Genomic DNA, 15,512 nt, shown 5'->3' on the forward strand with positions numbered 1-15,512 from the left:
TTTATCCTAACATGCCTAAAATGGACATTAATGGCATCACAATCAACATGGAGTCAAAACGATCCAGAATGCCGCCATGGCCAGGTAAAATATTCCCTGAATCTTTCACGCCATAGTGTCGTTTGAAACCTGATTCAATCAAATCACCCAATTGCCCTGCAATCGACAACAACACGGTAAAGGCGAGTAATTCAACAAAGTTGTATCCTGGCAACCAATGGCACACGGTGTACAAGGCCGGCACAACGACGATGGCAACAACACTCCCACCAATTGAGCCTTCCCAGGTTTTATTAGGGCTAATTTTTGGCGCAAGCTTGTGTTGCCCAATTGCACGCCCCACCATATAAGCCCCCGAATCCGTAATCCAAACAATCAGCATCCCAAACATCACCGTGGCAAGGCCCGTACTGTCGGCTTTAAAGAAATAATGAAAGCCCGTGCCGACATAAAGCATCGCTAACGTCAAAGCACCTGCGTCATCAAAGTTAAAATGATTACGCACAATAATCGTATTTAGCAGCATCAAGAATGCTAAGATGTAAAACACCACATGGGCACTTTGAACAACTGGCACATCTTGCCAAAAGCTATTGGGCAAAATCAGTGCAATCACACCCAAAAAAGCAATCATCGCCTCAGCTGAAACTAAGAAACGATGCTTCATACGGAGCACTTCACTCATCCCCACAATTCCCATCGCAAGTGTCAACAAGAGTAGTGGTAACCCACCAATAATCAATAATGGAACAAATACAATCAAGGCCACAACGGCCGTAATGACACGTGTTTTCATGTCTTAAGACTCACTTTCATACTTTTCGTTCAAACCACCAAACCGTCGATCTCGCTTGGTGAACGACGCAATAGCCTCAAGCAAATCATCGGCCGAGTAATCTGGCCACAAAACATCAGTAAAATAAAGTTCTGAATAAGCTGCTTGATAAGGCATAAAATTACTCAATCGTAATTCACCCGATGTGCGAATCATCAAATCTGGCGCTGATAAGTCGCCTAAGGCATGGGTTTGTAATGCAGCAGAGAAGTTTTCTGGTGTAATCTCATCAACCATCAGGGTGCCATCAGCAACCTGTTGGGCCAATTGTTTAGCTGCGGCAACAATTTCAATTTGGCCGCCATAATTCAATGCAAAGTTCAAAATCATGCCAGTGCCACCAGCTGTTTGGTCGATGGCACGTTGCACTGCTTGTTGGGTGCCATCTGGTAACTGGGCAATGTTGCCCATAACTTGCACTCGGATATTATTTTTAATCAAGTCCGGTACAAAGTCATTGAAAAAATCAATCGGTAACTGCATTAAAAAACTGACTTCGTCATTTGGACGAGACCAATTTTCAGTTGAAAAAGCATAAAGTGTGAGTACCTTGACCCCCAGATCGCTGGCTGCCGTGGTGATGCGTTTGACGGTGTTCATCCCCGTCTTATGCCCTGCAATACGCGGCATCATCCGTTTTTTTGCCCATCGGCCATTGCCATCCATAATAATCGCAATGTGCTCTGGGATTTTAAGTTGTGCAGGTACAACTTTAGGATTTGTTTTCGTTTTAAAAAGCGCCAAGACGCCCCCTCCTTCATGCGCGACAGCGCAATGGTATCTAGTTTATTTTACCAGATGTCACGGCTCTGCACAAAAAAACGTGATAAGAAAATTCTTATCACGATACTTTTTACTGAACGGTCACTGACTTTGCTAAGTTGCGTGGACGATCAACATCCAAGCCCCGGTCAAGGGTCGCATAATAAGCAATCAATTGTGCCGGAATCACTGCCAAGAGCGGCATCAATAATTCATTTACATCTGGCAAAACATAGGCATCCCCTGGCTTAGCTAATGACTTGCTTGCAATCACAACGGCATTAGCCCCACGCGCAGCAACTTGCGCAATTTCACCGCGGACTAGACCAGCAGTTTTGGCTTGCGTCAACAAGGCAAAGACCGGTGTGCCTTCTTCAATCAATGAAATCGTGCCGTGCTTTAATTCGCCAGCAGCAAAACCTTCGGTTTGCACGTAAGAAATTTCTTTTAACTTCAAAGCGGCTTCAACCGCAACAGCAGCATCGAGGCCACGGCCGATGTAAAAGGCAGAGCGACGATGACGCAAGGCTGATTCAGCAATAGCCTTAAAGTCATCCTTTTGGTCGATAATCACTTGCATTTCAACAGCAACTTTGGCTAATTCATGCTTCAAATCCAGACCACTTTCACCTACCGCATGAGCCAAAATCGCTTCAACGATGATTTGGGCCGTGTAAGCCTTCGTTGAGGCCACCGCGATTTCTGGACCAGCTAACAATGGCAAGGCAAAGTCGGCTTCGCGCGTTAATGTTGAGTTCATCACATTGGCAATGGTTAATGAGTGGTAGCCTTGCTTAATCACATTGTCTAATACTTCACGTGAGTCGGCTGTTTCACCTGATTGACTCAAGAAAATGAAGAATGGTTTCTCACTCAACAAAGGTTGGTCATAAGCAAATTCTGAGGCAATGTGGACTTCCGTTGGCTTTCCAGTCCATTGTTCAAAGTAACGCCTACCCACCAAACCAGCATGATACGACGTCCCAGCGGCCACAATGTAAATACGGTCTGCCGCTTGAATGGCAGTAACAATCGCTGGATCAATATTTTGAATACGGTTGTCATCGTCAAAATAATATTGTGACAATGTCCGCGCCACAACAGCTTGTTCATCAACTTCTTTTAACATGTAGTAAGGATAAACACCCTTGTCTGTTTCAGAAGCATCAATATCAATATGGAAAGGTTCACGTGTTATTTCTTGTCCTTCGGCATTAAACAAAGTCACTTTTTGCTTGTCAACAATCGCAATCTCGCCATCCATCAATTCAATGAAGTCATGTGTTACGTCAAGCATTGCTGCAGCATCTGATGTGACAACATTTGCTTCCTTAGAAACACCAATCAACAAGGGTGACTTCTTCTTAGCTGTGTACATCAAGTCTGGTGTTTCGCGATCCATCAACAAAAAGCCGTAGGCTGAATTTTCGTCTAACAAGCTAATCATTTGGCGGAAAGCATCAAAAGTTGATAGGTTGTTTTCTTTTGAGAACTTATCAATCAATTGCACCGCAATTTCCGTATCCGTTTGCGAGTGCAACTTCACGCCTTGCAAGTACTTTTCACGGAGTTCATCATAATTTTCAATCACGCCATTGTGGACCAAGTAAAAACGGCCATCTTCTGACATGTGTGGGTGCGCATTTTCAACAGAAACACCACCGTGCGTTGCCCAACGAGTATGAGCAATTCCAGCAGTTCCCGCAATCCCCTTATCTTTTGTTGCTGCTTCTAGTTTGGCAACGCGACCCTGCTCACGTACCAAGTAATCGCCAGCAGCCCCATTGCTCACGTATACACCGGCTGAATCATAGCCACGATATTCAAGCTTCTCCAACCCTTTTAACAAGTTTGGTAGTACTTGATTCACACCAGTATAACCGACAATTCCGCACATATTTTTTACCCTCTTTTTTAAATTGGTCAATATAAAATATTAACCTAACATCCACTATTCTAAAGCATCAAATTTAGTTTGTCAACGCATTTCATAAATTGGTCTAGTTGTAAATTATTAGTGCGTTTTATGCTGTAATAAAAATATTCCAATCGGCATGACCCCACTTTTGTGGTAAACTATTAAAAAATTGAAAGCGAGTTTTATCGTGGCAAAAACTGTGTCCTGGCATATTATTAACGCCAAAATATTAGATGTCTTCAACTTAACATTTGACGACACTGAACTCTGGATTGATGACCAAAAAATTATTTATCGGGGGCAACGCTCAGATCTCCAAGCAGCACAAACTTACGATGCAAAAGGCCAATATATTGTCCCCGGCCTCATTGATGCCCATGTCCATATTGAAAGTTCACTCTTAGCACCCAGTGAATTTGGCAAGCTGGTCATTCCCCGGGGCGTGACGCGGATTTTTGCCGATCCACATGAAATCGCCAGTGTTTCCGGCGTCTCTGGCATTCAATATATGCTAGAAGAAGCCCGTCAGTCACCACTTCATATTCATTATATGTTGCCCTCTTCTGTGCCCGCGACGCCGTTTGAACATGCTGGCGCAACCTTACACGCCGATGCGCTTAAACCATTTTACAGCGTCCCTGAAGTTAATGGTCTAGCTGAAGTCATGGACTTTCCTGCGGTATTTAACGAAGACAACGACATGCACCAAAAAATTCGCGATGCACAAGCAGCCGGTAAACATGTTGATGGTCATGCCTCTGGTTTGTCACGCGAACAGCTCGCCATTTATCGTAAGTACGGGATTGACACCGATCACGAAAGTGAAAACGCCAAGCAAGCACTCGAGCGTCTGAACGCCGGTTTTTCTGTTTTTGTACGTGAAGGGACAGTTGAGCGCGATGAATTAGCGATTTTACCTGGAATAACGCCCGCCAACCAATCACACTTCGCCTTTGCAACAGATGATAAAACAGCCAATGATTTGCAACGCGAAGGCTCAATTGACTTCAATGTTCGCCTAGCCATTCAAAACGGGATGTCCCCAGCGATGGCTTTTACTATCGGTAGTTATAACGCAGCAAAAGCCCAACGCCTTTCAGATGTTGGCGCACTAACTGATGGCTTCGTGGCTGATCTTGTCATCATCGATCAATTAGCAGATTTTACTGCACAAAAAGTCATGGTGAATGGCCAATGGTATAACGAAGCCGAAACCACGGTGATGCCACTTGCTAATCAGTCCCTCAATTTTAACTTAACAACGGCTGATTTGGCCCTGCCTTTGGACCCAGAAAAACCAGCACACGTCATTGGGATCATGCCCCATCACATCACCACCACGCATCTCATTGAAAACGTGCCAGTTGTTGATGGGCAGTTCGTGGCTGATGGCACCTACGCCAAAATTGTGGTCGCTGAACGTTATCATCATCTTGGCCACGGCGTCGGCATCATTAAGGGCTTCAACTTGAAAAACGGGGCTATCGCTTCAACCATAGCCCATGATTCCCATAACGTTATTATTGCCGGCACCAATGATGATGATATGATTTTGGCAGCCAATACGCTGCGCGAAATAGGGGGTGGCGAAGTGGTGGTGCATAACGGTCAAGTCACCACACTCCCCTTAGCAATTGGTGGGTTGATGTCTGAAGCACCGTATCAAACCGTGATTGCCAATGATCAAAAACTCCAAGCGGCTTTTGCTGAAATCAGCGATATTCCATTTGATCCGTTTTTGACCCTTTCCTTCATGGCATTGCCCGTCATTCCAAGCCTAAAAATAACGGATCAAGGCTTATTTGACTTTAATCGCTTCTCATTTATTGCCATTCAGGATTAACCATGAAAACCTATAGTATTCAACCCGAACAATTATTAAAAATCTTCCTCGGACAAACCGGTGAAATAGCGCTTGCAGAGACTGGTCTGCTGCTCCTGGCAACAAAGCAACACAATCAGCCCAATCTACCCACAGAAATGGCGGGTGGCATTATTTACCTGGAAAACCATCAACCAACCTTAGTCGCTTTAGTCCATCCCTTTGCTGTTCCCGAACAGACCGGGATATTTGATACCGATGATCAACTGATTCATCGTGAACCAATTAACTGGTTTGGGCCGCAAGCATTCGTGATCGAAAAGAAATTACAGGACTTTTCCAAAGCATATGATGGCCCGCGCACGGCTAATGGGCAAATTCCTCGCGCCTACATTCCAGACAGTATTGCCGAACCCGCAATCTTGTCTGATCACTACTGGCAAGCTTATGCTAGTTTTGTCAATGACCCAGACGGCCAGTTCCAAGCACAAATCAAACCACTATTTAACGACTAAAAAAAGATCGACTTACGTCGATCTTTTTTAATGCTCTACACCAGAACTACCATCACTAATATTAACTTGGCGCGGCTTGGAGCCGTCTGATGGGCCGATATACCCACCTGCTTCTAAATCATCAATTAAACGTGCTGCCCGGTTATAGCCAATGCGGAACCGCCGTTGCAGTAATGAAGTCGAGGCTTTTTGCTGTTCAATAATGAACTGCAGTGCCTCCTGGAACAACTCATCTTCACTATTCCCTGCACCGCCACCCTCACCCGTATCTTGGGCAATTTCTTCATCGGTTACCGTCATAGCTTCGGAATACTGGACTTCCTGTTGTGCCTTAACAAAGGACACGACATTCGTCACATCGGTGTTGCTAATAAAGGCGCCTTGCACACGCTGGGTCGGCTTACCCGGTGGTGCAAAAATCATATCGCCACGGCCCAACAATTTTTCCGCCCCATTCGCATCTAGAATCGTACGGGAATCAATGCCGGAGGCCGTTCTAAAGGCAATTCGGCCTGGAATATTACTTTTAATCGTCCCATTAATGACTTTCACATCCGGCCGCTGGGTTGCCAAAATCATGTGAATGCCGGCCGCACGCGCCTTGGCGCCCAGACGGGCAATTGAGACTTCAATTTCAGAACCAACCGTGCTCATTAAATCGGCAAACTCATCGACGATTGCGACAATATAAGGCATCTTTTGCATGACTGAAGCGCCTGTTTCCTTGGCTGTCGCATTTTGTTGGTCAACCGCGGCATTATATTCGCCGATATTGCGCTTACCAAATTGCGCGAGCAATTTATAACGGTTTTCCATTTCATCAACAACTTTTTGCAATGAACGCGCCGCTTTTCTGGGATCAGACACCACCGGCGTCAACAAATGCGGAATCCCGTTATAAATGGACAACTCAACCACCTTTGGATCCACCATCATTAGTTTCACTTCATTTGGCTTAGCTTTGAGCAAAATTGAAATGATAATCCCATTTAACCCAACCGACTTACCCGAACCAGTTGACCCGGCAATCAGCAAATGCGGCATGTCAGCCAAATTGGCCATAATGATATTGCCCGTCACATCACGCCCCAAAGGGACATTGAGCGGGTGAGCATCATCTTTTGGTGCCTGTTCGATCATATCGCGGAAGCCAACAGTGGCTTGTGTGTCATTTGGCACTTCAATCCCGACATAAGGCTTACCAGGAATTGGCGCCTCGATACGAATCGACTTGGCCGCTAATGCCAAAGCTAAGTCATCGGCCAAGTTGGCAATGCGATTCACCTTGACCCCTTGTCCAGGCTTTAATTCATATTGCGTCACAGTTGGCCCAAGTGACACACTCGTCACTTCAGCTTCAACTCCAAAACTTGAGAGCGTATCATGGACTAACCGTGACTTTTCCGACAAACTTTGGAATTCCTTTGTCTGGTCAGTTGGGGACACTTTGGTTAACAAATCAGCTGTCGGCAGCTCATAATCAGGATTATCCGGACCTGAAGCGGCTGTTGACAATGCCAATGGTTCATCATCACTGACCTCAGAAGTTGTCAATGGGTCACTTGCTGATTGAGGTGGCACGGCAGTTGGCGCCGGTGTCGGTGCTTCAACGGGTGCGACTGGCCCCTGCCATTTGATTTCTGGTTCAACAAACTCAGCGGCTGGGGTCGCAACTGGTGTGACACCCGGATCCGTTGGTGCTGACTGGTTTGACTTCACACCCAATGGATCATCCCCAAAGTCCGTAATGCTCTTTTTGGGCCGATCTCGACGCTTAAAGAGCGGTTCACGCGGTGGCATGCTAGCCCGCTGTTCTTGGACGTACGCCACGCCATTTTGCGCTTTTTCAATGCCTTTTTGCGTCAAATCGCGCGCCGGAATTCTAAAGAAGATAATCACACCACTGAATAATAAGATGAGCCCTAATAACCACGTCCCAATATTAGCCACTAACGTAAAACAACCTTGGTATAAAAAGGCGCCAATCACGCCACCACCAACTGGTGTATTGGCCGCTTTATTGGCAAAGTCTTGCCCAATAATTTTGATCACCGTTGGCACATAACCGTTACTATTTTTAACCGTATAGGTAAAAAACAATAAGGATGACAAGGTCAAGAGCGCCACATACGCCATGAGCGCCCCAATCCAAAAATGCCGGGCAATTTGAGGCAGCCGCTTATAAATCAGTGCATATCCCATGAGCAATGTGAGCGGCACAATGATGCCTAAGTAAAGATTACCAAAACCCAGTCGAAAAACATCCGCCACATATGCGCCTAATAAGCCGAGCTTTAAACTCCCCATCACACCTAAAAAGATGCTTAAAAGCAACGCCACATTTTTGCCAATTACGGCGTTCATGCTTTTCTTTCGAGTTGATGCAGTTGTCCGCCTGCGTGGCGGCGTTTTACGTGTTGCCAAAATCAATACCCTCTAAATCTGATCACTATGTCTCTTATTTTATCATGAAATCAAAACAAACTGGTGTTCGCTTTTTGTGATTTGCTTGTCAACATAAAAAGCCGCAACCGAAGTTGCGACTTGATATAGCTCGTGAGAGAATCGAACTCTCGATTCCGCCGTGAAAGGGCAGCGTCTTAGCCACTTGACCAACGAGCCATGGTCAATGCGTTTCATTGCTGAAACAACTATATTAGAATAGCAAGATTTTTGACCATTGTCAACACTTTATTTCAATTTATCCTGTTCATAGGTGTGTGTTGTCTCCAAATTGGGGAAACTTTGTTGGCGCAAGGCTTCATACAACACAATGGCGACCGTATTTGACAAGTTCAAAGAACGAATATGGGTGTCATCTTGTGGAATACGAATGGCTTTTTCAGGATTTTGTCGCATGAAGACTTCCGGCAAACCAGTCGTCTCTTTACCAAACAAGAAGTAATGATCCCCATCCGTCGCTGCATAATCACGTTGTGTGTAATCATAATTGGCAAACTTTGAAACCAAATAGAGATGATCTGTCTCATGAAGGGTTGCTAAGAAGTCTGGCAAACTATCATGCTTAACCAATTGAACATGTTCCCAGTAATCCAATCCTGCACGCTTGACGTGCTTATCATCTAACTCAAAGCCTAACGGTTCAATCAAGTGCAAAATCGCATCTGTCCCCGCTGTTGTTCTGGCAATATTTCCTGTGTTGGCCGGCATCACCGGTTCAAATAACACAATATGATTTGTCATTGCTTTAATTCTTCCATTTCTTCTTTAAATAAGGCGGAGTTATTGCGCCACCAGGTATAAATTCGCGTCACAATTACTTTAACCACGGCATAAGTTGGTACAGCCAAAATCACACCAAGTACTCCAAAAATATGGCCGCCACTTAATAATACAACAATAACAGTCACCGGGTGAATAGACAAGGCATCACCCAAAATTTTTGGCGCAATAATATGCGCTTCAATCGGTTGTTCAATCACTAACACAATCACTGCGAAAATCACGAGCTTTGGCCCACCAGCAATCAAGGCCACTGTAAACACTGGCACTTGCGCTAAGATTGACCCCACGTAAGGAATCATGTTGAAAAAGCCAGCCATCATCGCCAGTAAAATGCCGTATGGCAGCCCAATGACCGTATACCCGATCCCAAACATAATCATGACGGCCAAGCCCACGCCCAGTTGCCCACGAATATATTGCGCAATTTGCTTACTAATATCAGTTAACAATTGGCGCAGCGATTGTTGCGACTTTGGTGGAAACTTTTCAGAAATGAAACCGGAAAACTTATGCCCATCCAATAACATGTAGTAAAGAATAAAAGGCGTCGATACAGCTGTAATCCCGACCGCCGTCAAAGTTGATGCGACTGAGCCAATCCCCGCCACCCCAGTCGTCAAATATTTTTTGCTCCAGTCAATCACATTTTGATTAATCCCTGTGTTGGTTTGATTCAAGAATTCCCGAACAGGCTTAAATTGACTTGACTTAAATGTTTCATTAATAAACTGCTCACTGTGATGCCAATAACTTGGCCAGTGGTCAATAAAGGTGATCACTTGGGTACGTAATACAAGGATCAAAATCGTGACCAACCCCGCCACCAAGCCAATCATCGCAATAAGAATCAAACCAATGGCAAGATGTCGCGGTAACCGGGTGCGGCGTGTCAACCATTTCACAAGTGGGCTGAGGAGATAATAAAAGACGCCTGCAATCAAGATTGGCGCACCTACGGCTGTGAACAAGGCACGAACCGGTTCAAAAATAAATCGAATTTGCCAACTCAAAAAAATAATCAGTAAGATCAGCAGGACGACTAATAAACCGTTGAGTAGGTTATTGCCAGACAGCCAACGACGATACCAAGATTGTTCCCTCATTTGAATCAATGCCTCCAATACTTTAAACTTTTGTTGTGACATGTTGGTTGCCGGACCATATCACAAATATCATTACTACAATAGTAACATACTTGCCTGCCCTCTCTGTTGGAAAATCATAGTCTTTCAAGAGACCAGCACATACGCCAGCAGCTAATTTATGATAATATTAAAGTAACTCAATTTTTATAGAAAGAACCATTATGACTACCACTGCAACCGCCCATACCAATATTGCCTTGATCAAATATTGGGGCAAAAAAGACCCAATTTTCAATTTGCCAACGACAAGTTCACTGTCCCTAACCCTCAATGAGTTTTATACTCAAACGACAGTCAGTGTTAATCCTTTAGCAGATGAACTGATTATCAACGGCCAGGCTTTTGATAGCACACGGACGCATCATTTCTTAGATATGTTGCGTGATCAACTCGGTGATTTTGCCCCACTAACCGTCACGTCAGAAAATCATGTCCCCACTGGCGCTGGCCTGGCTTCTTCGGCTTCAGCCTTTGCTGCATTGACGGGGGCTGTTACCCGCGAACTCGGCCTAGACTTAAGCCTCGCCGAACTCTCGCGCCTGGCGCGCCGCGGTTCTGGGTCGGCTTCACGCTCATTTTATGGCCATTTCGCCATTTGGCATGAAGGTCATGACGATGTCTCATCGTTTGCCGAAAGTCTCAATGCCCCAGCAATGCCCATCGCATTAGTTGTGGCCGAAGTCTCGACAGACACGAAAAAAGTGGGTTCCACTGAAGGCATGCGTCGCGCCGCTACCTCACCTGACTACGATACTTGGGTCAAAAATAGTAAAGTACAGCTCAAAGACATGTTAGCAGCAATTCAAGCAAGTGATCTTGAAAAAATTGGTACCATTGCGGAAGCCAATGCCTTAGCAATGCATGACTTGAACTTGACTGCGCGTGATGCCCCATTTACATACTTCACGCCAGAAACGACACAAATCTTAACCTTAGTCGCCGATATGCGACGACAAGGGTTATTAGCTTACGCGACCTTAGATGCTGGGCCTAATGTAAAAATCATTACCAGCCAAGCCCAAGCACCTGGTATCGTTGCCCAACTTCAAGCGGCCCTACCAGCCCTCCATCTTGAAATTGCCACAAGCGGTGCGGGGATTCACTATGACTAAGCTTTCAATTCCTGGCAAACTTTTCCTAGCCGGCGAGTATGCGATTACTTCGCCTGGACACACTGCTATTTTAGCTGCAACCAGCATGGGGTTGACGATTGACATCTCAACTGCCACAACAACTTCATCTGTGCGTTCCAACATCATCCCCACACCTTGGCATTTTGACATTGCCAAACCCATTCAAATTGGTGCGGATGCTTGGCGCTATGTCCAAGCGGCGATCAAGATTGTCCAAGATTACCAAGCATTTCAATGCCAGCCAATCACAACCCAAGTGCAACTTACCATCCACAGCACGTTAAATGGGCCAATGGGTAAGCTTGGATTAGGCTCATCTGCTGCGGTAGTTGTCGGCATTGTCTCAGCACTGAATGTACATTACGCGCTCAATCTCTCGTTGTTAACGCGCTTTAAACTCGCCGGTTTGGCCCATTACTTTGTCCAAAAAAACGGCTCCCTAGGTGACATTGCCGCAAGTACTTTTGGCGGCGTCATTAGTTTTAACAGTCCTGATTTGTCCCAGTTAGTTGACCTGGATCAACCGTGGATTAATCCAGCAGTGATTGATCAACCTTGGCCAAACCTACAAATCACACCATTAGCCTGGCCAGCTCAATGGCGTATTCTTCTTGGGGCAACCCATGAATCTGCGGACACCAAAACAGCATTGCAAAACTTAACGCTGAGTTCAAGTTTCTTAACCGCAAGTCAAAAATGTGTGGCTGAGAGCATTGCAGCCATCACGGCAAGCGACTATCCCACTTTTGCCAAGGCACTTCAGCGCAACCAATCCTTATTACAAGCTACGCTACCTGCTGGCTACGTCACACCAAAGTTAGCGCAACTCCTTGCTAACCTTGGCAACCACGCAGGCAAGATTAGTGGCGCTGGTTATGGCGACAATGGCTTCGCCGTGGTGATGGATGATGCCGCCACATTAATAACTAACTGGCAAGCGGCTGGGTTAATGACAATCCCCATGACTATTTTTCCAGAAAACGAGGTGAACCATGAGTGAATCTGCCCAAGCGCACCGTAAAGATGAGCATCTTTCTCTTGGCGTCAATTTATGGCGTCAACAACAAAATATTCAAGTTGGCGCCACTTTTGACGATATTCGGTGGCTACCAGAAACGTTCCCTGAAATGGCGGTGGCTGATGTCAACACGCAGGTTACTTTATTTGGGCACAACTTTGACTGGCCATTTTACATTGAGGCCATGACTGGTGGTTCAACCTTGACTGGCCGTGTGAACGGCCAACTTGCAGCTGTTGCACAACAAACTGGCTTGGCAATGGCGGTTGGCTCACAATCTATCGCACTAAAAGAACCTGATGCTGCAAAAACTTTTCAAATTGCCCGACAAAACCATCCTGATGGCTTCTTAATTGCTAATCTCGGGGCCGATCATCCGATTGAAAACGTGCGTCAAGCCATTGATATGATTGATGCCAATGCCATTGAACTACACGTCAATGTCGCCCAGGAGTTAGTGATGTCTGAAGGCGATCGTGCCTTTTATTGGTTAGACAATCTCGCCACAGTCATCGCGAAGTCACCGGTGCCTGTGATCATTAAAGAAGTTGGTTTTGGTATGAGCCAATCGGCTTTTAAAACAATCCAAGCGCTCGCACCGTCGGCGATTAATGTTGGCGGCGCAAACGGGACGAACTTCGCGATGATTGAGCGCCGTCGTAACCGACCGGCAGAAACTTTTAACCTCGATAATTATGGTCTTTCCACTGTGGAAAGTTTGTTAGCGGCGCAAAGTGCAGACAACAACTTGCCGCTGATTGCCACTGGTGGGATTGCTTCTGCAAACGATGTCGTGACCAGTCTCATGCTGGGTGCTACACTAACTTCAAGTGCCGGTTACCTATTAAATACACTCATGCGTGACGGGGAAGCTGGTTTAATCACTGAAATTCAATCATGGCAACGCGATTTACCGCGTCTCATGACCCTCCTTGGTGCCAAAAAAACAGCTGAATTGTCGGCCAAGCCAAGGTTATATTCTCCTATGCTGCACAACTTTATCCAACAAACAAAAAAAGCAACGCGCTAAGCGTTGCTTTTTCATTTAATTAAATCCAACTTATCAAAATCAATAATAGCAATCACAGGTAAGTTACGGAAGAAATTATTGTAATCCATACCGTATCCCACTAAGAATTCGTCGGGCACATCTAAACCAAAGTAATCAACATCAAAGTCAACCACGCGCGCGGCTTTCTTATCAGCCAAAGCGACTGTGGTCACACTGGCTGCGCCTTTGAGTTCAAAATAATTCTGTAACCATTGCATCGTCCGGCCAGAATCAATGATTTCATCAACAATCACGACATCACGATCTGTCAAATCCATGCTGACATCATGCACCACTTTAACTTGACCCGTTGAAGTTGCGCCTGAATAGCTTTTCACGTCAATAAAATCAAAATCGACATCAAGTGGCATCTTACGCAACAAATCTGTAGCAAAAATCACGCCACCCTTGAGGACTGCAATGAAAACTGGCCGTTTGACGTTGTCTACAAACTTGGCCGTCAATTCGTTAGCGACCCGTTGTACCTGGGCTTGAATATCTGTCTCTGTTGCAAGGACGGTTTTAATCGCTGGATGGTTTATGAGTGATGTCATGCCAAACCTACTCTCTTAAAGATTTCATCAACATGGCGCAAGTGATAGTGATAATCAAAGGCGTCATCAATTTGTGCCTTGGTCAAGTTGGCCGTAATTGTCTCGTCGGCATCGACCAAATCACGGAACATCAATTGTTCATCCCATGAGCGTGCTGTCAATGGTTGCACTGTGTCATATGCTTGTTCACGTGACAACCCAGCATCAATCAAGCTCAACAACAAGCGTTGTGAGTAGATTAAGCCATACGTGCGATCCATGTTTTTACGCATGGTTTCTGGGAATACCCCAAGGTTGTTCAAAATGCCTGTTTGACGGTCAAGCATATAATCCAAGGTTGCTGTCGCGTCGGCCAAAATAATGCGTTCAGCTGATGAATGTGAAATATCACGTTCGTGCCACAATGGAACGTTTTCAAGTGCTGTCACGGCATAACCGCGCAATACGCGGGCCAAACCTGTAATGTTTTCATCACCAATTGGGTTGCGCTTATGTGGCATTGCTGAAGAACCCTTTTGCCCCTTGGCAAAGCCTTCTTCAACTTCATGGATTTCTGAACGTTGCAATGACCGAATTTCAGTAGCTAATTCTTCCATTTGCGTGCCGATCAAAGCAATCGTTTGCACGTAATCAGCATGCAAATCACGTGGCAAAACTTGTGAACCGATTGGTTGAGGCGTTAGGCCAAGTTCTTTCATCGCCACTGCTTCAACATGTGGTGGCACGTTGGCAAATGTGCCAACCGCACCAGACAACTTACCTGTTTCAACTTCAGCTGATACACGATCAAAGCGTTCAATTGCGCGTGTTGCTGAGGCATAAAAACGCGCCATCTTCAAACCAAATGTTGTTGGTTCAGCATGCACGCCATGCGTACGGCCCATCATGACGGTGTCCTTATATTTCAAGGCCAAATCCTTAATGGCTGCTTGCCAGGCTTGCAAGTCTGCTTTAATAATGTCGTTAGCTTGACGCAAACGCAACGCTTGCGCCGTGTCAACCACGTCAGTTGATGTTAGGCCATAATGAATCCACTTCCGTTCGTCACCTAATGACTCTGAGACGTTACGTGTAAATGCGACCACATCATGGCGTGTTGACAATTCAATTTCAGCAATCCGATCCACATCAAAAGTTGCGTCTTGACGGATTTTTTCCAAATCCGCTGCTGGAATATGTCCGGCTTCAACCCAACCGGCATCCACGGCAATTTCAACATCGAGCCAAGTTTGATATTGGTTTTGCATTGACCAAATATCACGAAGTGCTTGACGAGAATAACGTTCAATCATGTTTAAGATTCCTCTACTTAATTAATGTTCTGTCTTTCTATTCAATTGTACCAGTAAAACCGTGGCTTGCGTTCGTTATTTTATGAGTTTTATCTCACAAACAGCGCCGCTATATCCTTAAAAACGAACAATAACCACTTTTTACCTGTATGACACGAACGTTAAGAATGTAAGCGCTTTACTTAACGTTGCATTAACAAAGCCCACCACGTCGCCTTCAC

General features: G+C 45.5%; 13 protein-coding genes and 1 tRNA gene. 5 read left to right on the forward strand and 9 right to left on the reverse strand.

Annotated elements, in window-relative coordinates; genetic code table 11:
* Position 1 precedes the first annotated feature (1 nt).
* The 3 genes from HF966_RS00445 to glmS all read right to left on the reverse strand — a co-directional run bounded on the left by HF966_RS00445 (position 2) and on the right by glmS (position 3,494).
* Positions 2-796, reverse strand: a complete 795-nt coding sequence (locus HF966_RS00445; RefSeq protein ID WP_168675703.1) for a phosphatidate cytidylyltransferase — start codon at positions 794-796, stop codon at positions 2-4.
* 3 nt (positions 797-799) lie between these two features.
* Positions 800-1,579, reverse strand: coding sequence for an undecaprenyl pyrophosphate synthase (gene uppS, locus HF966_RS00450; protein ID WP_168675704.1), 780 nt, complete (start codon positions 1,577-1,579; stop codon positions 800-802).
* 109 nt (positions 1,580-1,688) lie between these two features.
* Complete coding sequence (gene glmS / locus HF966_RS00455; protein WP_168675705.1) at positions 1,689-3,494, reverse strand: glutamine--fructose-6-phosphate transaminase (isomerizing); 1,806 nt, start codon at positions 3,492-3,494, stop codon at positions 1,689-1,691.
* 208 nt (positions 3,495-3,702) lie between these two features.
* Between glmS and ade the strand changes: the two genes are divergently transcribed.
* Both ade and HF966_RS00465 read left to right on the forward strand, forming a co-directional pair.
* On the forward strand, positions 3,703-5,358 hold the full coding sequence (gene ade, locus HF966_RS00460; RefSeq protein WP_168675706.1) for an adenine deaminase: 1,656 nt from the start codon (positions 3,703-3,705) through the stop codon (positions 5,356-5,358).
* A gap of 2 nt (positions 5,359-5,360) precedes the next feature.
* Positions 5,361-5,852, forward strand: coding sequence for a hypothetical protein (locus HF966_RS00465; protein ID WP_168675707.1), 492 nt, complete (start codon positions 5,361-5,363; stop codon positions 5,850-5,852).
* Positions 5,853-5,879: 27 nt separating this feature from the next.
* Here the strand turns inward: HF966_RS00465 and HF966_RS00470 are convergent, their stop codons facing one another.
* From HF966_RS00470 to HF966_RS00485, 4 genes are all read right to left on the reverse strand, one after another.
* On the reverse strand, positions 5,880-8,276 hold the full coding sequence (locus HF966_RS00470) for an FtsK/SpoIIIE family DNA translocase (RefSeq protein WP_168675708.1): 2,397 nt from the start codon (positions 8,274-8,276) through the stop codon (positions 5,880-5,882).
* 126 nt (positions 8,277-8,402) lie between these two features.
* Positions 8,403-8,474: transfer RNA gene (locus HF966_RS00475), tRNA-Glu, on the reverse strand.
* Positions 8,475-8,543: 69 nt separating this feature from the next.
* Positions 8,544-9,056, reverse strand: coding sequence for a tRNA (cytidine(34)-2'-O)-methyltransferase (locus tag HF966_RS00480; protein ID WP_168675709.1), 513 nt, complete (start codon positions 9,054-9,056; stop codon positions 8,544-8,546).
* On the reverse strand, positions 9,053-10,201 hold the full coding sequence (locus HF966_RS00485) for an AI-2E family transporter (protein ID WP_168675883.1): 1,149 nt from the start codon (positions 10,199-10,201) through the stop codon (positions 9,053-9,055). Before HF966_RS00485 ends, HF966_RS00480 begins: the two co-directional genes overlap by 4 nt.
* A 203-nt stretch (positions 10,202-10,404) precedes the next feature.
* Between HF966_RS00485 and mvaD the strand changes: the two genes are divergently transcribed.
* The 3 genes from mvaD to fni are packed head-to-tail and all read left to right on the forward strand — an operon-like array spanning position 10,405 to position 13,424.
* Positions 10,405-11,355: a diphosphomevalonate decarboxylase gene (gene mvaD / locus HF966_RS00490; RefSeq protein ID WP_168675710.1), complete on the forward strand. Its 951-nt coding sequence runs from the start codon at positions 10,405-10,407 to the stop codon at positions 11,353-11,355.
* Positions 11,348-12,376 (forward strand): phosphomevalonate kinase, encoded by a 1,029-nt coding sequence (locus HF966_RS00495; RefSeq protein WP_168675711.1) that lies wholly within the window; start codon positions 11,348-11,350, stop codon positions 12,374-12,376. The genes mvaD and HF966_RS00495 overlap by 8 nt, the downstream gene beginning before the upstream one ends.
* On the forward strand, positions 12,369-13,424 hold the full coding sequence (gene fni / locus HF966_RS00500; protein ID WP_168675712.1) for a type 2 isopentenyl-diphosphate Delta-isomerase: 1,056 nt from the start codon (positions 12,369-12,371) through the stop codon (positions 13,422-13,424). The genes HF966_RS00495 and fni overlap by 8 nt, the downstream gene beginning before the upstream one ends.
* An 11-nt stretch (positions 13,425-13,435) precedes the next feature.
* Here the strand turns inward: fni and hpt are convergent, their stop codons facing one another.
* Together hpt and purB are read right to left on the reverse strand one after the other, a co-directional pair.
* Positions 13,436-13,999, reverse strand: a complete 564-nt coding sequence (gene hpt / locus HF966_RS00505) for a hypoxanthine phosphoribosyltransferase (RefSeq protein WP_168675713.1) — start codon at positions 13,997-13,999, stop codon at positions 13,436-13,438.
* Positions 13,996-15,291 carry an adenylosuccinate lyase gene (gene purB / locus HF966_RS00510; protein WP_168675714.1) on the reverse strand — a complete coding sequence of 432 codons (1,296 nt, stop codon included), beginning with the start codon at positions 15,289-15,291 and terminating at the stop codon, positions 13,996-13,998. Before purB ends, hpt begins: the two co-directional genes overlap by 4 nt.
* Between the last annotated feature and the right edge of the window lie 221 nt (positions 15,292-15,512).

Source organism: Leuconostoc holzapfelii, from assembly GCF_012396485.1.
Taxonomy (GTDB): domain Bacteria; phylum Bacillota; class Bacilli; order Lactobacillales; family Lactobacillaceae; genus Leuconostoc; species Leuconostoc holzapfelii.

Bases quoted from the DNA above. Each gene is read 5' to 3' on its own strand.
- HF966_RS00445 (WP_168675703.1), bottom strand. From the start codon at position 796: ATGAAAACACGTGTCATTACGGCCGTTGTGGCCTTGATTGTATTTGTT.
- glmS (WP_168675705.1), bottom strand. From the start codon at position 3,494: ATGTGCGGAATTGTCGGTTATACTGGTGTGAATCAAGTACTACCAAAC.
- HF966_RS00465 (WP_168675707.1), top strand. From the start codon at position 5,361: ATGAAAACCTATAGTATTCAACCCGAACAATTATTAAAAATCTTCCTC.
- HF966_RS00480 (WP_168675709.1), bottom strand. From the start codon at position 9,056: ATGACAAATCATATTGTGTTATTTGAACCGGTGATGCCGGCCAACACA.
- HF966_RS00485 (WP_168675883.1), bottom strand. From the start codon at position 10,201: ATGAGGGAACAATCTTGGTATCGTCGTTGGCTGTCTGGCAATAACCTA.
- mvaD (WP_168675710.1), top strand. From the start codon at position 10,405: ATGACTACCACTGCAACCGCCCATACCAATATTGCCTTGATCAAATAT.
- HF966_RS00495 (WP_168675711.1), top strand. From the start codon at position 11,348: ATGACTAAGCTTTCAATTCCTGGCAAACTTTTCCTAGCCGGCGAGTAT.
- fni (WP_168675712.1), top strand. From the start codon at position 12,369: ATGAGTGAATCTGCCCAAGCGCACCGTAAAGATGAGCATCTTTCTCTT.
- hpt (WP_168675713.1), bottom strand. From the start codon at position 13,999: ATGACATCACTCATAAACCATCCAGCGATTAAAACCGTCCTTGCAACA.
- purB (WP_168675714.1), bottom strand. From the start codon at position 15,291: ATGATTGAACGTTATTCTCGTCAAGCACTTCGTGATATTTGGTCAATG.